18 protein-coding genes, 1 tRNA gene and 1 pseudogene are annotated in these 21,910 nt (G+C 60.9%); all 20 read left to right on the top strand.

The annotated features are described in order from the left end of the window. Positions 1-179 precede the first annotated feature (179 nt). Positions 180-1,187, top strand: coding sequence for a UDP-N-acetylmuramate dehydrogenase (murB, locus tag BHV64_RS00955; RefSeq protein ID WP_193559061.1), 1,008 nt, complete (start codon positions 180-182; stop codon positions 1,185-1,187). Continuing rightward, entirely contained in the window at positions 1,184-2,527 is a 1,344-nt protein-coding gene (tilS, locus tag BHV64_RS00950) for a tRNA lysidine(34) synthetase TilS (RefSeq protein WP_278793157.1), read from the top strand. The genes murB and tilS overlap by 4 nt, the downstream gene beginning before the upstream one ends. 1 nt (position 2,528) lies before the next feature. Beyond that, positions 2,529-3,599 (top strand): DNA polymerase III subunit delta, encoded by a 1,071-nt coding sequence (gene holA, locus BHV64_RS00945; protein ID WP_015547539.1) that lies wholly within the window; start codon positions 2,529-2,531, stop codon positions 3,597-3,599. Continuing rightward, positions 3,596-4,315 carry an aminotransferase class IV gene (locus BHV64_RS00940; RefSeq protein ID WP_217727335.1) on the top strand — a complete coding sequence of 240 codons (720 nt, stop codon included), beginning with the start codon at positions 3,596-3,598 and terminating at the stop codon, positions 4,313-4,315. Before holA ends, BHV64_RS00940 begins: the two co-directional genes overlap by 4 nt. 54 nt (positions 4,316-4,369) lie before the next feature. Beyond that, positions 4,370-4,963, top strand: a complete 594-nt coding sequence (locus tag BHV64_RS00935; protein ID WP_217727336.1) for a DUF6549 family protein — start codon at positions 4,370-4,372, stop codon at positions 4,961-4,963. A 78-nt stretch (positions 4,964-5,041) separates the two neighbouring features. Next, a complete protein-coding gene (locus tag BHV64_RS00930; protein ID WP_217727337.1) occupies positions 5,042-6,043 on the top strand; it encodes a FecR family protein in 1,002 nt (333 codons plus the stop codon). Between the two features lie 130 nt (positions 6,044-6,173). Continuing rightward, positions 6,174-9,683, top strand: a complete 3,510-nt coding sequence (locus tag BHV64_RS00925; RefSeq protein ID WP_259872907.1) for a TonB-dependent receptor — start codon at positions 6,174-6,176, stop codon at positions 9,681-9,683. 20 nt (positions 9,684-9,703) lie between these two features. Continuing rightward, the gene (locus BHV64_RS00920; RefSeq protein WP_217727338.1) at positions 9,704-11,470 is read left to right on the top strand and encodes a RagB/SusD family nutrient uptake outer membrane protein; all 1,767 of its coding nucleotides are present in this window, start codon (positions 9,704-9,706) and stop codon (positions 11,468-11,470) included. Between the two features lie 31 nt (positions 11,471-11,501). Beyond that, complete coding sequence (locus tag BHV64_RS00915; RefSeq protein WP_229104312.1) at positions 11,502-12,362, top strand: endonuclease/exonuclease/phosphatase family protein; 861 nt, start codon at positions 11,502-11,504, stop codon at positions 12,360-12,362. Positions 12,363-12,382: 20 nt separating this feature from the next. Then, positions 12,383-13,462 carry a BT_3987 domain-containing protein gene (locus tag BHV64_RS00910; protein WP_288115480.1) on the top strand — a complete coding sequence of 360 codons (1,080 nt, stop codon included), beginning with the start codon at positions 12,383-12,385 and terminating at the stop codon, positions 13,460-13,462. A 69-nt stretch (positions 13,463-13,531) separates the two neighbouring features. Continuing rightward, the gene (locus tag BHV64_RS00905) at positions 13,532-15,109 is read left to right on the top strand and encodes a beta-N-acetylhexosaminidase (RefSeq protein WP_149887588.1); all 1,578 of its coding nucleotides are present in this window, start codon (positions 13,532-13,534) and stop codon (positions 15,107-15,109) included. A gap of 186 nt (positions 15,110-15,295) precedes the next feature. Beyond that, positions 15,296-15,760, top strand: coding sequence for an RNA polymerase sigma-70 factor (locus tag BHV64_RS00900; protein WP_044054510.1), 465 nt, complete (start codon positions 15,296-15,298; stop codon positions 15,758-15,760). A gap of 72 nt (positions 15,761-15,832) precedes the next feature. Beyond that, a complete protein-coding gene (gene coaD, locus BHV64_RS00895; protein ID WP_015547533.1) occupies positions 15,833-16,303 on the top strand; it encodes a pantetheine-phosphate adenylyltransferase in 471 nt (156 codons plus the stop codon). Between the two features lie 12 nt (positions 16,304-16,315). Then, complete coding sequence (gene lpxD, locus BHV64_RS00890; RefSeq protein WP_217727339.1) at positions 16,316-17,353, top strand: UDP-3-O-(3-hydroxymyristoyl)glucosamine N-acyltransferase; 1,038 nt, start codon at positions 16,316-16,318, stop codon at positions 17,351-17,353. Positions 17,354-17,357: 4 nt separating this feature from the next. Next, positions 17,358-18,416 carry a TlpA disulfide reductase family protein gene (locus BHV64_RS00885; RefSeq protein ID WP_195636302.1) on the top strand — a complete coding sequence of 353 codons (1,059 nt, stop codon included), beginning with the start codon at positions 17,358-17,360 and terminating at the stop codon, positions 18,414-18,416. Between the two features lie 96 nt (positions 18,417-18,512). Next, positions 18,513-19,103 (top strand): crossover junction endodeoxyribonuclease RuvC, encoded by a 591-nt coding sequence (ruvC, locus tag BHV64_RS00880; RefSeq protein WP_044054829.1) that lies wholly within the window; start codon positions 18,513-18,515, stop codon positions 19,101-19,103. A 25-nt stretch (positions 19,104-19,128) separates the two neighbouring features. Next, entirely contained in the window at positions 19,129-20,172 is a 1,044-nt protein-coding gene (locus BHV64_RS00875) for a TlpA disulfide reductase family protein (RefSeq protein ID WP_217727340.1), read from the top strand. Positions 20,173-20,182: 10 nt separating this feature from the next. Beyond that, positions 20,183-21,244 (top strand): TlpA disulfide reductase family protein, encoded by a 1,062-nt coding sequence (locus tag BHV64_RS00870; RefSeq protein ID WP_217727341.1) that lies wholly within the window; start codon positions 20,183-20,185, stop codon positions 21,242-21,244. Positions 21,245-21,376: 132 nt separating this feature from the next. Continuing rightward, positions 21,377-21,450: transfer RNA gene (locus BHV64_RS00865), tRNA-Arg, on the top strand. A gap of 175 nt (positions 21,451-21,625) precedes the next feature. Next, positions 21,626-21,910 (top strand): annotated as a pseudogene (locus tag BHV64_RS00860) (tyrosine-type recombinase/integrase); the annotation flags it as partial.

Below are 21,910 nucleotides of genomic sequence, written 5' to 3'. Positions count from 1 at the left end.
GTTATCGTTTACATGGTCACCGATTGCCAAACCTGCGGTGCCTCCGACGTTTGCGCCGGGAATCGCCGCCAAAAAAACGGATCAGCGCAAGCAAGGACAGCAGTATGCAGATCAGCCACACCATTGAGTTATTCAGGTTTGAATCTCAAAGTTAAAAATAATTTCTAACTTTGCATACCATGATTCGAGAATTTCACCAAATCAGCCTGCGCGGGCGCAACAGTTTCGGCGTCGACCAGCGGGCCGCACGCCTCGTAGAATTCGAAACGGCCGAGGATCTGCGCACGTTTTTCGCCGCGGGGATTCCCGGGCGGTGGACGGTGCTCGCCGGGGGCAACAACATCCTTTTCACCGAAGATTACGACGGCGTGCTGCTGACCCCCGTGGCCCGGCAGATCGCCCTTTTGAGCGACGACGGCGACGAAGTTCGCCTGCGCGTCGAGGCGGGCGTCGAATGGGACGACCTGGTGGAATGGGCCGTCGAACGCGGTCTGTGGGGCATCGAAAACCTCTCGCTGATCCCCGGCAAGGCGGGGTCCGCCCCGGTGCAGAACATCGGGGCCTACGGCTGCGAAGCGAAGGACGCGATCCGCCGGGTCGAGATGTACTGCGTCGAAACGGGCAACCTGCTGACGCTCGACGCCGCGCACTGCGGATTCGGCTACCGCGAAAGCGTCTTCAAGCACGACCTGAAAGGGCGCGTGATCATCACAGCCATCGAAATACGCCTCTCGCATACGCCGCGTCCGAAACTGGGCTACGGCGACGTGGAGCGCGAGGTCGAAGCCCGCGGAGGCGCCACGCTGCGCAACATCCGCGAGGCGATCTGCTCAATCCGCCGCGCAAAACTTCCCGACCCGGCCGTGCTGGGCAACGCGGGCAGTTTCTTCAAGAATCCGGTGGTCGAAGCCCCCGTCGCGGAACGGCTCCTTGCCGAATATCCCGACATGCCGCACTATGCGGCCCCCGAAGGCCGCATAAAGCTGGCCGCCGGGTGGCTGATCGACCGGGCCGGGATGAAAGGCTACCGCGAGGGAAGCGTGGGGGTTCACGAGCGGCAGGCGCTGGTGCTGGTGAACCACGGCGGCGCCACGGGCGGCGAGGTGATCGCCTTCGCCCGCACGGTGCAGGCGAAGGTCCGCGAAAAATTCGGCATCGAAATAGATACTGAAGTGAACATATTATGAATCTTTTGGACTCTTTTCAACGCTACATCGACGAGAACGACCTCGCCACGCACGACGACCGTATCCTGCTCACCGTCTCGGGCGGCGTGGACTCGATGGTCATGCTCTCGCTGTTCACCCGCTGCGGCTACCGGGTGGGCGTGGCCCACTGCAACTTCCAGCTGCGCGGCGCAGAGAGCGACGAGGACGAAGTGCTGGTGGAAGACGAGGCCAAAAAGCACGGCGCGGCGTTCTACAACAGGCGCTTCGAGACCAGGGCCGAAATGGAGCGCACGGGCGAGTCGATGGAGATGGCGGCCCGGCGGCTGCGCTACGCATGGTTCGACGCCTTGAGCCGCGAGCACGGCTACACGGCCATCGCCATCGCCCACCATGCCGACGACTCGATCGAAACCTTTTTCATCAACCTGCTGCGCGGAACCGGGCTGCGGGGGCTGACGGGAATCTCGACACAGGTCGGAAAGGTGATCCGCCCGCTGCTGTTCGCGTCGCGCAAGGAAATTCTCGAATACGCCGTCCAGAACCGCATCCCCTTCCGGGAGGATTCGTCGAACCGGTCGACCAAATACCTGCGCAACAAGATCCGGCTGGGGCTGATCCCCCGCATCCGCGAAATCAACCCCAAGTTCACGAGCCTGATGAGCCGCAACCTCGCGCGCCTGACCGACGCCCAGCTGTTCATCAACCACGGCATCGAACGCATCCGCTCGGAAGCCGTCACCTCGGACACGGGGATCGATACGATCCATCTCGACCGCCTCGATCCGGCCTTTCCGCAGGGATTCGTGATCTACGAACTGTTGAGTTCGGGCTACGGATTCAAGGGCGACGTGATCGACGCACTGTGCCACTCGCTCGAACAGGACGCCACGGGACGGCGGTTCTACGCCCGCGAAAGGGTGGCCTCGATCGACCGCGGAAAGATCGTCATAGCGCCGATAGCCCCCGACGACGCGTGTCTGACGACGGTGCGCAAAGGCGCCCCGCGCAGCTACTGCGGCAACTCGGTCCTCTACTACGAATACTGCGACATCGACACGATCAAGAATTTCGGCGTTCCCGAGAACATCGCGCAGATAGACGCCGACCGCCTGCAATTCCCGCTCACGCTGCGCCGCTGGCGCGACGGCGACTGGTTCGTGCCGTTCGGCATGACGGGCCGCAAAAAGGTGTCGGACTTCCTCGTCGACGCCAAGGTCTCCGTGGCCGAGAAGCAGCGGCAGTTCGTGCTGCTGTCGGGCGACGAGATCGTCTGGCTCGTCGGACGCCGCATCGACGACCGCTACCGCCTTACGCCCGGCACGGAAAACGTGTTGCGCATCACCAAAGAAATCGTTTAAAATGGCAAAGAGCGCTCTGAAATTCAAGGATTCCGTCGCCCAGTACGAACGGATCGCGGCAGAGGTCGCGGCCCGCCGGTTTTCCGGCATCTACCTGCTGATGGGCGAGGAGAGCTACTTCATCGACGCACTCTCGGACCAGCTGGCCGCGACGATCCTCGACGAGGCCGCGCGGGCCTTCAATCAGATCACCGTCTACGGGCGCGACTCCGAGGCGGGGCAGGTGATCAACCTCTGCCGCCAGATGCCGATGATGGGACAATACCAGGTGGTGATCCTCAAGGAGGCGCAGCAGCTCAAGGGGCTGGACAAGCTCGCGCTCTACACGCAGAAGCCCTCGCCGACGACCATTCTCGTGATCTGCCACAAGGAGAAGAACGCCGACAAACGCTCGGCCTTCTACAAGGGCTGTGCGGCGAACGGCACGGTGCTGGAATCGGTGCGCCCGCGCGACTACGAGATCGCGGCGTGGTTACAGCAGTTCATCCGGCAGAAAGGATTCACGATCGACCCCAAGGCGCTTTCGATGCTGACCGACCATTTGGGAACCGACATCGCAAAGATCTCCAACGAAATCCGGAAACTCACCGTCTCGCTGCCCGAGGGCACGCAGCGCATCACCGACGCCGACATCGAGGCCAACATCGGCATTTCGAAGGATTTCAACAACTTCGAGCTCTGCAAGGCGGTCGTCACGCGGGACATGGCCCGCGCGCTGATGATCGCCGAGCACTTCGCCCGCAACCCCAAGGACAACCCGTTGCTCTTGACCGTCATGGCGCTGTTCGGGCAGTTCAAGGAGCTGTTCGTGGTCAACTACCTGCGCTGGCTCGCACGCCACAAAGGACGGCCCTTTCCGCCGGACACGGAACTGATGCGCATCCTGCGCAAGAACAACACGTTCGTCATCGGCGAGATCAAGCAGAACGCCGCCGGATGGGACAACCGCAAGGTGTTCAACATCCTCGGGCTGCTGCGCGAATACGACGCCAAGAGCAAGGGACTGGGTGCGGGCGGCGCGTCGGACGGCGAACTGCTGCGCGAACTGCTGCTGAAAATCTTTCTGCTTTGACCGGTCTCTACCTATACCAGACCGTGCATCTGGCCCGGGGCCGCGCGCGCAACGTCGCCGGACACATCGCCGTGCTCGACGCCGCGTCGCGCGAACTGTTCGGACGCCCCTACGCCCCCGCCGCGGAGCGGCTCGCGAAGCGTATCGAGACGCTCTCCGCCGCGGAACGCTATCCGGCGGGCGTGTCGGGCTTCGTGCGCATCGAACTGGACCCCGACGGCACGGAACGTCTGCTCCCGGCAGGGGTGTCGCTCTACGACGGCTACGCCTTCCGGAGCCTTCAGCCCGAAGCCGTGACCGTCGGATACGATCTGACGCTCTCCGAGGCTCCGACTTCCGCGCGCGAGGCCGCAGCGCAGCTGGCCCGCAGGCTGGCCGAACGGCGCGGGGCGGAAGTCGCCGTGCGCTGCGACAGCGCGGGTATTCTCCGCTCGGCCGACGACGCGCCGCTGCTGGCCATCGCCGGCCGCACCGTCCTGACGGTCCCCGGTCCCGCAAGCGTCGAACGCCGCCTGGCCATGCTGGCCGTTCGGGCCGCAGGGCTGGAACTGCGCGAAGAGGCCTTCGGACGCGCCGACCTGCCCTCGCTCGACGAACTTTTCTTCGCCGACCACCGGGGCGTCACCTCGCTTTCGCGCTGCGACGGGCAGCCGCTGATGACCTTCGTCGCCGAACGCATCGCCGAAGCGATGGAGGGTCTTTTTCCGAAAAAATAGAAACCGGACCGGACGCAACCGTCTTATCTTTCGGGGAACCAAAACCCGAAAATCGTGAAAAAATACCTCTTTGCGTATGCGGTTCTTGCAACCGCACTGCTGTTTTTCACCTGCCGCCATTACCGCGCCGAGAACCGGCGGCTGGTCGAAAACCAGACGGCCCTGACGGCCGACGTCACCCGTTACCGCACACGGCTGGGCGCGGAAGCGGCCTCGGTGCAGGCCCTCCGGCTGCGGTGCGGGGAGTTCGAAACGCTGCGCGCGGCCGACGCCGAGCAGATCCGGCGCCTCGGCATCCGGCTCCGCAGGCTCGAAGCCGCCGCCAAGGCCGTCGCCGTCACCGACGCCGAAATCCGCACCCCGCTGCGCGACACCGTCGTCGTCCGGATACACGACACGCTCCCCGTACGCGACACCGTCCGGATGTTCCGCTGGCGCGACCCGTGGATTTCGGTCGAAGGACGCATCGGCCGCGACTCGGCCGCCTGCCGCATCCGCAGCGTCGACACCCTGCGCCAGGCGGTCCACCGCATCCCGCGCCGTTTCCTCTTCATCCGCTGGGGCACGAAGGCCCTCCGGCAGGAGATCGTCTCGACCAATCCCCACACACGGATCGTCTATGCGGAGTACGTGAAAATCGAACGCTGAAAAATTTTCCGCAAAAATCCGGCTGTCCCGTAGGGGTCGGCCGGATTTTTCGTGTCACAATAGAAACGACAGCAAACCATGAATCCGGACAACCATACCTGGGACCTTCTGGTCGGCGCCCTCAAAGGCACGCTCGGCGAGGCCGAACAGCGCGAATTCGACCGATGGGCCGCCGAAGCGGAAAACCGCCGCTTCTACAACAACCTGACCCGCGTATGGCGCGAAATACAGCAGCGGGCCGCGGCTTACGAGCCGGACCGCGACCGGCTGTGGCGGCAGTTGCAGCAACGGATCGGAACCTACGAAATTCCGCATGCGGACCAGCTCCCGAAACGTCGCCGGAGCCACCTGCTGCAAATGGCCATAGCTGTCGCCGCGGCAGTCGCCGTGACCCTTTTCGCAACCCGCGCCGACCTCTTCCGCTCCGCCGCAGAGACGGCGGAACAGCGGCTCTGCGCCTTCGAAGGCAAGTCGCAGGCCCGGCTGGCCGACGGCTCGACGGTCTGGCTCCACGGCGGATCGACGCTCACCTACGACGCCCGTTTCGCCGCCGGGGAACGCCGCGTAAAACTCCGCGGCGAAGGGTTCTTCGAGGTGGCCAAAGACTCCGAACGCCCCTTCACCGTCGAGGTCGAAGGGCTGAAAATAAACGTCCACGGCACGAAATTCAACGTCCGCACCGCGGCCGACCGCTGCGTGTCGGTCTCGCTGGTCGAAGGCTCGGTGTCGCTCGACACCGGGCGCGGCAGCCGCAGACTGCTGCGTCCCGGAGAGATCGCCTGCTACGACCCCGACACGCGCAAAATGGTCATCGGTCGCGGCAACGTGGCGATGGAATCCTGCTGGGCCGCGGGAAAACTCGCGTTCGAACGGCAGTCGCTGGGCGAAATCTGCCGCTACATGGCGCGCTGGTACGACACCGAAATCCACATCACCCCGGCCCTCGCACACAACTACGCCTACACGTTCACCATTACCAACGAACCGCTCGAAGAGATCCTGCGCATCATGAGCCGCATCAACCCCATCGCCTACACGTTCGCCGAAGACAACACCGTCACGATTTCCGAACTCGAATAAACCCTGCATTACGACCTTTAAAAACCCGATTGCCTATGAAGCGATAAACCGACCCCCTACCCGACCTTACCGCAGCGGCCCATGACCAATGCCGCCGCAAACTTTCCACAAACTTAAAACTTCAACCATGATGCACTTCAGACTATTTGCAATCCTCTTGCTGCTGGTCGCAGGCAGTACGACGGTTGTATCCGGCCAGACGCAGCAGGAACCGACGCTCGATATGGAGTTCACGGACATCCCGCTTTCGGAGGCCATATCCCGCATCGAGAAGAACACCCGCTACACGTTCTTCTACGACGCCAAGCAGACCGACCTTTCCCAACACGTGAGCCTCAAGGCGAAGCGAATGCCGATTTCAGCCGCCTTGAAGGAAATGCTCGCCCCGACAGGGCTGAACTTCACCATCACCGAACGCCAGATCGCCCTGATCCCGGCCCGCAAGTCCCCGGCCCGGCAGCGCACGATCACAGGCGTCGTCAACGACTCGTCCGAAACGCCGCTGGCGGGCGTGGCCGTCACGCTCGTGGGCGACAACACCCGCGGTGCGGTAACGGAAGCCAACGGCAGCTTCACGCTCACGGTCCCCGACGCCGACATAACGCTCAGCTTCACCTATCTGGGCTACGTGAGCAAGAAAGTCGCCGTCCCCGCCACGCAGAACAACGTGAAGGTGTTCCTTACGGAGGACGCCGTGAAGATGGAGGACGTGGTGGTCGTGGGTTACGGAACCCAGAAAAAGGTGAACCTCACGGGCGCCATCGCCACGGTGGACGAAAAACAGCTGCAGAACCGGTCGGCGCCTTCGGTGGCCCACATGCTGCAAGGCTCCGTCCCGGGACTCACGGTCTCGACTTCGTCGGGACGCCCGGGCAATCCGGCCAGCCTCAACATCCGCGGCATCACCTCGATCAACGGCGGTTCGCCGCTGGTGCTGGTCGACGGCGCCGAAGGCGACCTGATGAAGATCAACCCCAACGACGTGGCCTCGATCTCGGTGGTCAAGGACGCTTCGGCGGCGGCCATCTACGGCGCCCGTGCGGCATTCGGCGTGGTGCTCGTGACGACCAAGAGCGGCGACTCCTCGGGCAAGACCCGCATTTCGTACAGCGGCCGCTGGGGCTGGAACGAACCCACCACCTCGACCGACTACGAGACCCGCGGCTACTACTCGGTCTACCTCAACGACCTCTTCTGGCGCTCCTACGCCGGAAACAACTACACGCGCTACACCGAACAGGACATGATGGAGCTGTGGGCGCGCCGCAACGACCGCACGGAGCATCCCGACCGCCCGTGGGTCAAGATCGACCAGCGCGACGGCCGCGACACCTATGTCTACTACGGCAACACCGACTGGTATCACTACCTGTTCAAGGACGAGCACCCGAACACGAGCCACAGCATCTCGCTCTCGGGAGGCAACGACCGTGTGGACTATCTGCTCTCGGGCAGCTATTACAGCGAGGAGGGACTTTTTCGCCAGCATCCCGACAAGCTCCAGAAGATCACATTCCGGTCGAAAATCACCTTCGACATCAACAAGTGGCTGAAGGTGAGCAACAACACCAGCTACTACAACTACAAGTACTTCTACCCCGGCCCGAGCGATGTCAATACGGCCTTCTCGTGGAGCACCGTACACGGACTGGCTTCGTTCGTTCCCGTCAACCCCGACGGCACGAGCGTCTACAACACGTCGTTCTCGAACTACCAGATCATGGACGGACTGCCCACGATCCTCAACAAAGACGGCCACACCAACGACGACCATACGGACAACATGTCGACCACGACGGAGCTGACCTGGACCCCGGTCAAAGGGCTGGAGATCAAGGGTAACTTCACCTACATGTTCAACACCACGCGCTACACCAACCGTCAGGTCAACACCGAGTACTCGCAGTATCCGGGTGAAATAAACACGCTCACGTCCGGAAAGATGGAGGACAAACTCTATGAAAAGAGCATGACCCACACCTACTATCAGGCCAACCTCTACGGCACGTTCGAACGCACCTTCGCCCGGGACCACAACTTCAAGGCGATGGTCGGCTTCAACTGGGAGACCAAATTCCTCAAGGACGTGGCCGCAACGGGTTACAACCTGCTCTCCGAAACGCTCAACGACCTGAACCTCGTGGGCCAGGGCGCCGACGGCGAAAAACGCATGGAGGTAGGCGGCGGTCAGAACGAATACGCCCTGATGGGCTTCTTCGGCCGTCTGAACTACGACTACAAGGGCAAATACCTCGTCGAGGCGAGCGGCCGCTACGACGGCACATCGCGCTTCAAGCGCGGGCAGCGCTGGGGCTTCTTCCCCTCGTTCTCGCTGGGATGGCGCGTCTCGGAAGAGGCCTTCTTCGACGGCATCCGCGACCAGTTCAACAACCTCAAACTGCGCTTCTCGTACGGCCAACTGGGCAACCAGAACGTCGGTTATTACGACTATATCCGCAAAATCTCGATCGGGAGTCAAAACTACCTGTTCGGCGGCGACAAGCCCACCACGGCGACCATCTCGGCCCCGGTGGCTTCCGACCTCTCGTGGGAGCGAAGCATCCACAAGAACCTCGGCGTGGACATGAGTTTCCTGAACAACCGCCTGGCCTTCTCCGCCGACTTCTACATCCGCGACACGAAGGACATGCTCACCGCGGGCATCGCCCTGCCGGCCACCTACGGCGCCGACTCGCCGAAAATGAACAGCGCCGACCTGCGCACCAAGGGCTACGAGCTCTCGCTCAACTGGCGCGACGAGTTCCAGCTGCTGCGCCGTCCGTTCTCGTACAGCGTGACGCTGACCTTCAACGACTACGTTTCGAACATCACCAAGTTCGACAACCCCGACCGCTCCTTCGCCAAGAAATACTACGAAGGCATGCGCTGGGGCGAAATCTGGGGTTACCGCATCGACGGACTGTTCGCCTCGGACGAGGAAGCCCGCAACTACCCCGTCGACCAGACGACCGTGAACGAGATCATCAACGCCTCGGCAGGAGCCGAAAAGGGACTGCGCGCCGGCGACCTGAAATTCCGCGATCTGGACGACAACAACGTAATCTCCATCGGCAAGAACACCGTCGACGATCCGGGCGACCGCGAAATCATCGGCAACAGCCAGCCGCGCTACCACTACGGCGCCACGCTGGCGCTGCAATGGGCAGGCATCGACTTCTCGATCTTCTTCCAGGGAATCGGCCGCCAGGACTGGTACCCGGCCGCCAACGCACTGGCCTTCTGGGGTCCCTACGCACGTCCCTACGCCACCTACCTCCCCAAGAACTTCCACACGCAGATCTGGTCGGAGGAGAATCCGAACTCCTATTTCCCCCGTCCGCGCGGCTACACGGCCCTGCAGGGAACCAACCGCGAGCTGACGGCCGTCAACGACCGCTACCTGCAAAACATCGGCTACTGCCGTCTGAAAAACCTCACGGTGGGCTACACGCTGCCCAGACAATGGACCCGCAAGGCGCTGATCGAGAGCCTGCGCATCTACTTCACGGGCGAAAACCTCTTTACCTGGTCGGGCATCCGCTCGGATTACATCGACCCTGAAATGGCCGCCACGAACGGCAACCTGCGTCTCTACCCCTGGCAGCGGACCTACATGTTCGGCGTGGACGTCACCTTCTAACCGCTTAAATGAGAAGAGTTATGAAAAAGATTCTATCGATACTGACCGTAGGCTGCGCCCTGACGCTTTCGTCGTGCGAGGACTGGCTCGACAAATATCCGCTGGCGCAGATGTCGCCCGAGACCTTCTTCTCGAACGAAAACGAGTTGCAGGCCTTCAGCAACACCTTCTACACGATCTTCCCCGGCGACGGCCTTTACAACGAAGGCTACGACAACATCGTGAAGAACGAAATCGCCGCCGAAATGCGCGACGGCCGCACGATTCCCGCCTCGGGAGGCGGCTGGACGTGGACCGACCTGCGCAAGTTCAACACCCTGCTCGAATACTCGGGCAACTGCAAGGACACCGACGTGCGCAACCGTTACGACGCCGTGGCCCGTTTCTTCCGCGCCTACTTCTATTTCGAGAAGGTGAAGCGCTTCGGCGACGTGCCCTGGTACGCGAAGCCCCTCGGATCGGCCGACCCCGAGCTGAAGCGTCCCCGCGACTCGCGCGAATTCGTCATGCAGCGCATGATCGAGGACATCGACTTCGCCATCCGCTATCTGCCGGCCGAACGCGATCTCTACCGCGTGACGAAATGGACGGCGCTGGCGCTCAAGTCGCGCTTCTGCCTCTTCGAAGGCACGTTCCGCAAGTACCACAGCATCGACGGCTACGAACACGACTGGAAATGGTATCTCGAACAGGCCGCCGACGCAGCCGAGGAATTCATCACCAACAGCGGCTATTCGCTCTACACCGCGACCGGACCGGCCACCAGCTACCGCGACCTGTTCGCCTCGGAGAACGCGCAGAGCGTCGAGGTCATCCTCGCCCGCGACTATAATTCGGCGCTGGGCGTCTTCCACAACGCCAATTTCTACACCATCAGCGCCTCGTACGGCAAACCGGGCATGACGCGCAAGATCGTCGACAGCTACCTGATGGCCGACGGTTCGCGATTCACGGACAAGGCCGGCTGGGAAACCATGGAGTTCAAGCAGCAGTGTTCGAACCGCGACCCGCGCCTGGCCCAGACCATCCGCACGCCGGGATACACGCGTATCGGAGCCACGACCAAGCTAGCGCCGGACCTGGCGAACTCGATCACCGGCTACCACGTCGTGAAGTTCGTCACCGGAACGGCGCAGGACGCCTACAACAAGTCGTTCAACGACCTGCCGATCTTCCGCTCGGCGGAGGTCTACCTCAATTTCGCCGAGGCCAAGGCCGAGCTGGGAACCCTCACGCAGGAGGACATCAACCTCTCGGTCAAACGGCTGCGCGACCGTGTGGGCATGTCCAACCTGATCCTCGACGACGCCAACAAAAACCCCGACCCCTACCTGTCGGATGCGAAGACCGGCTATCCCAACGTCACGGGTGCGAACAAGGGGGTGATCCTCGAAATCCGCCGCGAACGCACCATCGAGCTGGCGATGGAGGGATTCCGCTACTACGACATCATGCGCTGGAAGGAGGGCAAGACCTTCGAACAACCGCTGCTGGGCCTCTACATCCCCGCCAAGGGCGAGTACGACATTGACGGCGACGGAACGCCCGACGTCTATTTCGCCACCAAGGGCGAAACGCCCTCGACCACGGCCAAACTGACACTGGTGATCGACCAGGACATTCTCTTCTCCGACGGCGACCACGGCTACATCTCGCCACACAAGAACAACCCCGGCATCTGGGACGAAACCCGCGACTATTTCTATCCGATTCCGACCGACGACCGCTCGCTGACGGGCGGCGCCCTGACCCAGAACCCCGGATGGAACGACGGACTGAATTTTTAACCGCAAAACAAACCGAAAAATGTTGGAACTCATGAAAAAATACCTGATGACCCTGCTGATGCTCGGCCTGGCCTGCAATGCCGCAGCCTGCATGGAGGACGAACCGTTTTACGACACCGAAATTCCGCCCCACGTCTCGATCGACAACTCCAAGGGCGAGGGTGTGACACGTCTGGTGACCTACAATGTCGGAATCTTCAACAAATACATCAAGGACGACTACCAGCTCATCGCCGACATGATGAAGGAGATCGACGCCGACGCCATCTGCATGAACGAGCTCGACAACAACACCAACCGCACGCGCCACGTCTACCAGCTCAAGCATTTCGCATCCCTGATGGGCAGCTGGGACTTCGAATACGGTGCGGCCATGCCCTACGACGGAGGCGAATACGGCGAGGGCGTGACAACCCGCAAGAAGGCCGTGAATAAGTTTTCGGTGGCCCTGCCCAAGGGCGTGGGCGCCGAGCCGCGCGTACTGGTCGTCATGGAGATGGAGGATTACGTGATCTGCACCTCGCACCTCGACCATGTCTCTTCCGAGGCGCAGCTGGGACAGGTGGAGCTGATCACCAAAACGATGAAGGAACGTTACGGCGACTCCGGGAAGCCCGTTTTCCTGGGCGGCGACATGAACGCCACACCCTCGTCGGAGACGGGCAAACTGCTCCAGAAAGACTGGGAGATCCTGACCATCACCGGATTCGGGACCTTCCCGTCGGACAATCCCTCGAAATGCATCGACTACATCATGCAGCTCAAGGGCACGCCGAAGTGCGAAGTCGTAGGCTCGCAGATCCTGCGCTGGTTTAAGTCGGGCGACGTGACGAAAGCCTCGGACCACCTGCCGGTGATGCTCGACATCAAACTCCCGGCCAAAAACAAGTAGAACCCAAAACGAACACGACCATGAAACGATATGCTTCCATCCGTCTCGTTGCGGCCGCCGCGCTGTTGATTGCGTCGGGAGGCTGCAAGGACGACAATCCGGGAACGGGGCTGAACGGGCCCGCGGTGCTGGCGATCCAGAACGCCGGGGCCGAGCCGCTCCAGATCTCGCTGCTCGAACCCAAAACCCAGACGATCGACATCCGGGCCGTCGCCCGGTCGGTCAGTGCGGAGAACCTCACCGTGACCTTCAAGGTCGACCGCACGCTGGTCGACGCCTACAACAAGGCCCACGACACGTCGTACGAACTCGTGCCGGCCGAGGCCTACGAATTTTCGAAGAAGGAGGTGATCCTGCCCCGCTACAACGAGGTTTCGTCGACGGCGCAGGTGACGCTAAACAGCGAGAAGATGCCCGACGGCGAGCAGTACCTGCTACCGATCACCATCGAACAGATCAAAGGCGACGACGCTGCGCAGACCTCCGACGAGGGCAACGTCTACTACATCCTCTTCAACAAGCGCGTGCTGCCGCCCGCCCAGCTGCTCGACCGCGAAGGCTGGAAAGTGGTCCACTGCACCTCGGAATACACCCCGGGCGAAGGCAATCCCAAGACCGGGTGGGCCAAGGACGTGCTCGACGGCAACCCGGCGAGCTATTGGACCTACAATTTCAAGGCATCCGTCGGTCCGGTGGTCTACGTTCCGCTCTATTTCGTCTTCGACATGGGCAAGGAGGTGACCGTGCGCGGCGTCCGCATCACGGCCCGCACCAAAGCCGGCGGCGTACTGAACAATCCTCCGGGCGACATCACGATCGAAACGGCCAAGACCATCACGGGCGACGGCATGGAGAACGACGCGGACTGGACATACAGCGAACGGTTCACCGGGACGAAGCCCGACGAGGGAATCATGTCCCACTCGCTCCATAACTCGGTCTATCTGGGTGAAATACAGCGGGCGCGCTACATCCGCTTCACGCTCCACATGTCGTGGAACAGCGGGTCGAGCGTAAAACCGACGCCGATGACCTACAAAGGCGGCACATTCGCCGAATTCGAAGTCTGGGGCAACCTCGAAGAACTGAACCTCGACTAATCCCTTATCACCCGCCTGCGGGAGCGTTCCCGCAGGCGGCTTTTTCAGCCACCACCCTTCCCCAATCCAATGAGAAAGAGCATTTTATTAATCTTCGTCACACTTCTCGCGGCAGCCGGCTCCGCCCGGAGCATCGACATCATCCCGCGCCCCGCGGAAATCACCGAAGCCAGGGGAGAGTTTCGGATCACGGCCCAGACCGCCATCGCCGCCGAAGGAGAACTCCGGCGTCCCGCCGAAATCTTCGCAACGGACATCGAACCCGTCATCGGGCGCGAAATACCCGTGGCCGCGAAGGGCGAAATCCGTCTCCGGACATCCCCGTCCCTCGCCGCCGAGGAGTACACTCTTGCCGTGACGCCCCGTACCGTCGAAATTCTCGGAGGCTCCCCGCAAGCCGTGTTCTACGCCTTGCAGACACTCCGCCAACTCGTCGCTACCGACGGAACAGTACCCGCGGTCGTCGTCCGCGACAAACCCTGCTTCGCACACCGAGGCGGAATGCTCGACTCCGGGCGTCATTTCTGGACCGTAGACGAGGTGAAGCGTTTCATCGACATCCTCGCCATGCACAAGCTGAACGTATTTCACTGGCATCTCTCCGAAGATCAGGGATGGCGCATCGAGATCAAACACTATCCCCTGCTGACCGAGATCGGGTCCGTACGCAGGGAGACCGTCATCGGCCGATACGACAAGACCGACGAAAGCCGCAACCGATACGATGGAAAACCCTACGGCGGTTTTTACACCCAGGACGACGTACGCGCCATCGTGGCCTACGCCGCAGAGCGCTACATCGAGGTCATTCCCGAGATCGACATGCCCGGGCATATGCTCGGGGCGCTGGCTTCCTATCCCCAGCTGGGATGCCGGGGCAAGGGCTACGAGGTATGGACCCACTGGGGGATTTCCAAGGACGTGCTCTGCGCCGGAAAGGAGGAGACCTTCGAATTCGTGGAAAACGTGCTCGCAGAGGTGCTCGACCTGTTCCCCTCGAAATTCATACACGTCGGGGGCGACGAATGTCCCAAGGAGCGCTGGAAGGAGTGCCCCGCCTGCCAGAGGCGCATCCGGGAGGAGGGACTGGCAAACGAAAACGAACTTCAGAGTTATTTCATGCACCGCGTCGAAAAGTGGCTCCACGAGCACGGACGCGAGTTGATCGGATGGGACGAGATCATGCAGGGCGGAATATCGAAGTCAGCGGTAATCATGGCCTGGACGGATCAGTTCCGGGGAACGGACGCCGCGAGGAAGGGAAACCGAGTCATCATGACACCCAAGTGGAACTGCTACCTCGACTACTCGCAGACTTCCGATCCCGAGAAGTACGAGCCGATAGGACCCACACGGTACCTCTCCATGAGGCAGGTTTACCGACTCGATCCCTACGACCGCCTGAAACCCGCCGAGTACAGGAATATCCTCGGCATTCAGGGAAACGTATGGACCGAATATATCGCCGATTTCGGCCATGTGCAGCGAATGACGCTCCCCAGGATGGCCGCCATCGCAGAAATCGCCTGGGCATACGACCGGAAGGATTACGACGATTTCGAAAAACGGGCCAAAAGGCTCCTGCCGGAACTTTACGGAAACGCAAAACTAAAATTCTCGGAATTCTTCTTCGAGGACATCGAGTGAACAAAGCCGCGGAAAAGCGGGTCGCCTCCCCACCCTGCGGCCTGCTTTTCCGCAACGGCTTTTCGGGGAATCCCGATTTTTAGTACTTTTACACAGTCTTACGACACGCCATGTCAGATAACGAATACGACGTTCACCTGTGGTTGAGAATCGAACGGGGGGGGGGAAATCGCCGCCTTCCGGGAGTTGTTCGACCGTTACTATGCGCCGTTGTGCCGCTTCGCCGAGTTCTGGCTCCGCGACCGCGCTTCGGCCGAAGAGGTCGTACTCGACGTCTACACCCATGTCTGGCAGCACGCCGCCGAGCTGCGGATCACCGTCTCGGTACGCGCCTATCTGTTCCGCGCCGTGCGCAACCGGGCGCTCAACCGCCTGCGCGACGACCGTTTTTCCTACATTCCGTTCGAAGAGTTAGGCGAGGTTTTCGCCAGCCCCGAGTCGTTGCAGATCGAGACCGACGAGATCACGCAGCTCGTGGCCGAGGCCGTCTCGCAGCTGCCCGGCCGCTGCCGCGACATCTTCCTCAAAAGCCGCAACGAGCAGCTCTCGAACGCCGAAATAGCCGCCGAAATGCATATTTCCGTCAAGACCGTCGAAGCGCAGATGAGCAAGGCGCTGCGTCGCCTGCGCGGTCTGCTCCACAAGGAGTGACCCGCCGCGGCTGCAATGAATAAAAACGGGAAAACGTGCTGTTTTTCCGTTTTTTTTCTACCTTTGTCCGATATGGAACGCACTGCAATCTTCCCCGGGTCGTTCGACCCCTTCACGCGCGGCCATGCGGCTCTGGTCGACGAAGCGCTGAACCTGTTCGACCGCGTGATCATCGGCATCGGCAACAACACCTCCAAGCAGGGGCTGCTGACGGTCGAGAACCGCAAGCGGCTCATCGACGACATCTACCGCGGCGATGAGCGCGTCGAGGCGTGCATCTACACCGGGCTGACGGGCGAATTCGCCGAGGCGGCAGGAGCCTGCGCCATCATCCGCGGCGTGAGGAACACCACCGACTTCGAGTACGAACGCACGATGGAGGCCACCAACCACCGCATCTACCCCGACATCACGACCGTCATGCTGTTCACCCCCTCGCCCGTGGCCGACATCTCGTCGTCGACCGTGCGCGAGGTGCTTTCGTTCGGCCGCACCGTGGAAGAGTTCATGCCCATAGGAATAGATATTAACAAATACCTGTAACATATGAAACATATGATGGAATTTACAGCCGAAATGATCGCCGGATTCCTGGGCGGCGACATCGTCGGCAACAAGGACGCCAAGGTACACACCGTTTCGTCGATCGAGGAGGGCAGGGCCGGATCGCTGGCCTACCTCACGAACCCCAAATACGAACCGTTTCTCTACACCACGGGCGCGTCGATCGTGCTGGTCGACCGTGCGTTCGAGCCTTCGCAGCCGGTAGCCGCGACGCTCGTCAAGGTGGACGACGCGGGCGCCTGCGTCCTGAAACTGCTCGAAATGTACAACGCCGCCAAACCCCGCCGCAAGGGGATCAGCGGCCGCGCATCGGTCTCGGAACGGGCGCAGGTCGGCCAGGAGTGCTACATCGGCGATTTCGCGGTCGTCGAGGAGGACGCCGTCATCGGCGAGGGTTGCCAGATCTACCCCCAGGTCTACGTGGGCCGCGGCGTCCGGATCGGCGACAACACCACGCTCTACCCCGGAGTCAAAATCTACGAAGGCTGCATCGTGGGTGCGAACTGCATCCTCCACGCAGGGGCGGTGATCGGCGCCGACGGATTCGGGTTCATGCCCAACGCCGCGGGCGGATTCGACAAGATTCCCCAGCTGGGCAACGTGGTGATCGAGGACGACGTGGAGATCGGCGCCAACACCTGCATCGACCGCGCCAAGACCGACTCGACCGTCATCCGCCGGGGCGTGAAACTCGACAACCTGATCCAGATCGGCCATAACGTGCAGATCGGCGAGAACACCGTGTCGTCGGCCCAGACCGGCATCGCGGGAACTTCGAAGGTCGGCCGCAACTGCTTCCTCGCGGGGCAGGTGGGCATCGCCGACCACGTCACCATCGGCGACCGCGTGAAGGTCGGCTCGAAGAGCGGACTCGACAAGGACGTTCCCGACGACGAAATCCGCTTCGGATACCCCGCCCTCCCGGGCATGCAGTACCACCGTTCGGCAGCCGTGTTCAAACGCCTGCCCGAACTGGCGCAGCAGGTCCGCGCGCTGGAAAAACAACTTGCAGAACTCACAAAAAAATAATTCGATGAAAAAAATCCTGATCCTCGCAGCGGCGGCAGCCGTGTTGTGCAGCTGCGCCAACAAAAACAAGTACGCCGTCGACGGCAAGGTCGAAGGAGCCAACAGCATGGTTTACCTCTTCGACGAGAAGGACAACATCCTCGATTCGGCGGCCGTGGCCAACGGGGTGTTCCGCTTCGAGGGCGTGGCCGAGAAACCTCAGGCGGCCATTCTGCGCGACGCACGCGACGACGGGGCGACGTTCGGCGCCATGCTGATCCTCGAACCGGGCACGATCAACGTGACCGACGACGCACAGAACCCCTACCGCAAGAAGGTGACGGGCACGCCGGCCAACGACGCCAGCGACGCCTACGCCACAGCCGGAAGCGCCCTCGTGCAGGAGTTCCGCAATCCGGAAACCACCGCCGAGCGTCGCGAGGCCATCGAACAGGAGTACGAACAGCTGACCCGCACGGTCCTGGACCAGAACCGCGACAACCTCTTCGGCGTGATGCTGCTGTCCCAGCAGCTCGGCTACGAGCTTTCGGGGCAGGAACTGCTCGACGAAATCGCCAAATTCCCGGCCGAGATGCAGCAGACCGACGCACTGGTGCGGCTCAAGGAGAACGCCGAGCAGAAGATGAAAACCGACATCGGCCAGCCGTTCATCGACATCGCACAGCCCAATGCCGACGGCGAGCAGGTATCGCTCGAATCGGTGGTCAGGAATCCGGCGAACAAATATGTCCTGCTCGACTTCTGGGCTTCGTGGTGCGGTCCCTGCATGGGCGAAGTTCCCCACCTGAAGAAGACCTACGACGAGTTCCGCAAGAAGGGTTTCGAAATCTACGGCGTATCGTTCGACGAGGACCGCGGCGACTGGCTCGGCGCCGTCGAGCAGAACGACATGAACTGGCTGCACGTCAGCGAGGTGAAAGGCTTCGACAACCAGGCCGCCAAGGATTACGCCATCCAGGGCATTCCGTCGAACTTCCTGATCGACGGTCAGGGTACGATCGTCGCCAAGAACCTGCGCGGCGAGGCGCTCTACGAGAAGATCTCGGAGCTGCTGGCCCAGTAATTTCCCAACGACATTCCGGCCCCTCCGTTCCGTACAGCCGGAAGGAGGGGCTTTTTCCATAAAATGCAGATGAAATCCGTCGAGAAATACAGAATCATGGGCATCGACCCCGGCACGAACTACATGGGTTACGGCGTGCTGGAGATCGAGGGGCGCACGGTGCGCTCGGTGGTGCTGGGCGACATCGACCTGCACAAGCTCCCCGACCCCTACGCCAAACTGCGTTACATTTTCGAGCGCGTGGGAGCGCTGGTCGACGAGTACGCCCCGCGCGAAGTGGCGCTGGAGTCGCCGTTCTTCGGCGAGAACGTGCAGTCGATGCTCAAGCTGGGACGGGCGCAGGGCGTGGCCATGGCCGCAGCGTTGAGCCGCGGCATCGACGTTTTCGAATACGCCCCAATGCGCATCAAACAGTCGATCACGGGCCGCGGATCGGCCGCCAAGGAGCAGGTGGCCTCCATCGTCTGCCGCACGCTCGCCATCGACCGCCCTCCCAAGCGGCTCGACGCCACGGACGGCATGGCCGTCGCCCTGTGCCACTACTTCACCTCGGCCAGTCCGCTCAACGCCGCGCTGGGCGACGAACGCGTCAAGGGGCTCGGAGGCGGCAAAAAAGCCGCCTCGAAGGGCGGCTCGCAGAGCTGGGAGCAATTCCTGAAAAAGAATCCCGACCGGGAGATCAAATAAAACCAACACCAAACTACCCACCGCCATGAAAAACCTTCTGACCGCCGCCCTCGCCGCCCTGCTATGCAGTTGCGGAGGCGCAAACTACACCATCACAGGCCGCTACGAACTGCCTCCGGGCGACTCGGTCTATCTGCTGGCTTCCGACAACACGGTGCTCGCCGCCGGTGTCGTGAACGCCGACACGACCGTTTCGCTGCAAGGGACCGTTACGACTCCCGACCTGGTTTTCCTGGCCAACGCGAAGCGAACCAACCACCCCGCCTGGTTTTTCCTCGAACCCGGAAAAATCCGAATCGAGAAATACGATCCCGCATTCGGCTATGTCGTCTGCGGAACACCGCTCAACGACCGGAAAAAAGCATTCGACGAAGCAATGTACGCTTTCGGAGACAAACTCCGCAAAGGCTCCCCGGGGCAGTCGCTCCAAGCGATCCTGGCCGAAATGAATGCACTCTATACCCAAACCGTAGACGCCAACCTCGACAATGTTTTCGGAGCCTGGGTCTTCAACAGCTACGAATTCCAGAACATCAAGGACAATCCCGAAAAAGTCAAAGCCCGGCTGGCGCAATTCACCCCCGGAATACAAGCGCATCCGATGTTGAAAAAGTCGCAGGATGCCTCCCAGGCCACCGCACGGAGCGCTGTCGGCCAACCCTATACCGATTTTTCCTGTAAAAACACCGCCGGAGAGACCATTGCGCTCTCGTCACTCACAGGTCCCGGCCGCTGGGTGCTGCTCGACTTCTGGGCCACATGGTGTACGCCCTGCATGAACGAAGTGCCCCACCTGAAGAAAGCCTACGAAACCTTTCACGCCAAAGGCTTTGAAATCTACGGCGTATCGCTCGACACGGACCTGACCCGTTGGGAAAACACCATCGGCGAACAAGACATGAACTGGATCAATGTGGCACAGAAAAAAGGCGGAGGATTCGATCCAACAGCGCTCTATGCCGTCAGTTCCATCCCCGCAAACTTCCTGATCTCACCCGAAGGTAAAATCGTAGCGAAGAACCTGCGCGGCGAACACCTCGAAGAAAAACTCGCAGAAGTACTCAAATAAAGACTTTCCGATGAACAGAATTTGCCCGACAATCCTCGCCGCCGTAGCGCTATCCGGCTGCGGAGGCCCCAATTACACCCTTTCGGGCAGGGCTGGCCTCGCTCCGGGCGACACGCTCCGCCTGTGCTCGCCCTACGAGAACGACTCGGTGCTGGCCACGACGGTCATACGCCGCGACAGCTCATTCCGCATCCGCGGACACGTCTCCGAACCGACGATCGCCAACCTGATGCACAACGACCGCCGTATCGGGGCGCCGATCCAGCTCGAAGCGGCCGACATCCGGCTCGAGCCCACGGGCGACGTACGCGGCTTCCAGTTCACCGGGACGCCGCTCAACGATGCATTCAACGCCATGAATGCCGCGCAGGTATCGCTCGGCAACGTCCTGCAGGCACTGGAAAACGAACCGGACACACCCGAGCGCAGGCGGAAACTCGACTCGCTGGGACGGATTTACCGGCAGATTCCCGGCGACGCGCTGGAAGCCAACCGCGACAACCTGCTGGGCGCATTCCTCTACGCCCGCCGCACCGATGCGGACCCGGCGAAGGCCCGCGAACGGCTCGCGCAGTTCCCCGCCCAATTGCAGAACCACCCCGTGCTGGCGAGCGTACGGCGCGAGATCGAAGCCGTCGAACGCTCGTCCGTCAGCCGGCCCTACATGGACCTCACGCTGAAAGACGCCGACGGAGAGACCGTCGCCCTCTCGTCGCTCGCAGGACCCGGCCGCTGGGTGCTGCTCGACTTCTGGGCCACGTGGTGCGGTCCCTGCTGCCGGGAAATCCCCTACCTGAAAGAAGCCTATGCCGCATTCAGCGGACGCGGATTTTCGATCTACGCGGTGTCGATCGACCACGATGCGGCACGCTGGCAGCGGTTTCTCGCCGAAAACGACCTGCCGTGGACGAACGTGCTGTCCCCCGGCTGCGGCAAGCAAAGCCCTGCCGCAGCAATGTACGGCATCCGCTTCATTCCGTCGAATTTCCTGATCTCGCCCGACGGCGTGATCGTCGCCCGCAACCTTCCCGGCAGGCAATTGCAGTCCCGGCTGGAGGAATTGATGAAATAGCGTCATTTTTTAAACGACTGATAATCCGAACGATGGCATAACACCCGTCGTCCGGATCATCTTTTTTACTAAATTTTTTAAGCAATTATTTGCGTGTTTCGGATTTTTGCCCTACATTTGCATTCGCAATTCGGCACCGTAGCTTAATTGAATAGAGCATCTGACTACGGATCAGAAGGTTACAGGTTTGAGTCCTGTCGGTGTCACAAAATCGCATCAGTAAACCGTTGTAAGTTAATAACTTGCGACGGTTTTTCTTTGCCCCGGGTAAAACATAGGTAAAACATTCACCAATTTCCAAATACCTATTTATCAAATACTTACATTTGCAAATATAGAATTTATTTTGTAGTTTTACGGTAACAAATCACTAAAAACTACATGACAAACGAGATTATTCGGTCAAATCGGTTGGAATTACTGAAAAACGAGGTATTCGGCGCACTGGATGTCACGGATGCAACACGCAACGAATACCGGGTGCGGATCACGCATTTTATTCGGTATGCGGAAACACACGGCATCAACCGCAATTCTTATTTAGATTATAAACGGTATTTATCCAATATCGACACATTCAGCGTATCGACCAAAAACAAATACCTGATTGCGGCGAAAATCTTTTTGGACGGGTTGCATCGGTTGAATTTGATTCCGCAGAAAATT

Source organism: Alistipes sp. 56_sp_Nov_56_25 (assembly GCF_001915285.1).
Classification (GTDB): domain Bacteria; phylum Bacteroidota; class Bacteroidia; order Bacteroidales; family Rikenellaceae; genus Alistipes; species Alistipes shahii.
Note: the sequence above shows the minus strand (reverse complement) of the source record. Positions and strands in the feature narration are given on the sequence as shown.

What these genes read in the sequence shown, in the direction of transcription:
- BHV64_RS00875 (WP_217727340.1), top strand. Translation starts at nt 19,129, where the DNA reads ATGAAAAACCTTCTGACCGCCGCCCTCGCCGCCCTGCTATGCAGTTGC.
- BHV64_RS00930 (WP_217727337.1), top strand. Translation starts at nt 5,042, where the DNA reads ATGAATCCGGACAACCATACCTGGGACCTTCTGGTCGGCGCCCTCAAA.
- BHV64_RS00925 (WP_259872907.1), top strand. Translation starts at nt 6,174, where the DNA reads ATGCACTTCAGACTATTTGCAATCCTCTTGCTGCTGGTCGCAGGCAGT.
- BHV64_RS00905 (WP_149887588.1), top strand. Translation starts at nt 13,532, where the DNA reads ATGAGAAAGAGCATTTTATTAATCTTCGTCACACTTCTCGCGGCAGCC.
- BHV64_RS00910 (WP_288115480.1), top strand. Translation starts at nt 12,383, where the DNA reads ATGAAACGATATGCTTCCATCCGTCTCGTTGCGGCCGCCGCGCTGTTG.
- holA (WP_015547539.1), top strand. Translation starts at nt 2,529, where the DNA reads ATGGCAAAGAGCGCTCTGAAATTCAAGGATTCCGTCGCCCAGTACGAA.
- BHV64_RS00885 (WP_195636302.1), top strand. Translation starts at nt 17,358, where the DNA reads ATGAAAAAAATCCTGATCCTCGCAGCGGCGGCAGCCGTGTTGTGCAGC.
- murB (WP_193559061.1), top strand. Translation starts at nt 180, where the DNA reads ATGATTCGAGAATTTCACCAAATCAGCCTGCGCGGGCGCAACAGTTTC.
- ruvC (WP_044054829.1), top strand. Translation starts at nt 18,513, where the DNA reads ATGGGCATCGACCCCGGCACGAACTACATGGGTTACGGCGTGCTGGAG.
- coaD (WP_015547533.1), top strand. Translation starts at nt 15,833, where the DNA reads ATGGAACGCACTGCAATCTTCCCCGGGTCGTTCGACCCCTTCACGCGC.
- BHV64_RS00870 (WP_217727341.1), top strand. Translation starts at nt 20,183, where the DNA reads ATGAACAGAATTTGCCCGACAATCCTCGCCGCCGTAGCGCTATCCGGC.
- lpxD (WP_217727339.1), top strand. Translation starts at nt 16,316, where the DNA reads ATGATGGAATTTACAGCCGAAATGATCGCCGGATTCCTGGGCGGCGAC.
- tilS (WP_278793157.1), top strand. Translation starts at nt 1,184, where the DNA reads ATGAATCTTTTGGACTCTTTTCAACGCTACATCGACGAGAACGACCTC.
- BHV64_RS00915 (WP_229104312.1), top strand. Translation starts at nt 11,502, where the DNA reads ATGAAAAAATACCTGATGACCCTGCTGATGCTCGGCCTGGCCTGCAAT.
- BHV64_RS00920 (WP_217727338.1), top strand. Translation starts at nt 9,704, where the DNA reads ATGAAAAAGATTCTATCGATACTGACCGTAGGCTGCGCCCTGACGCTT.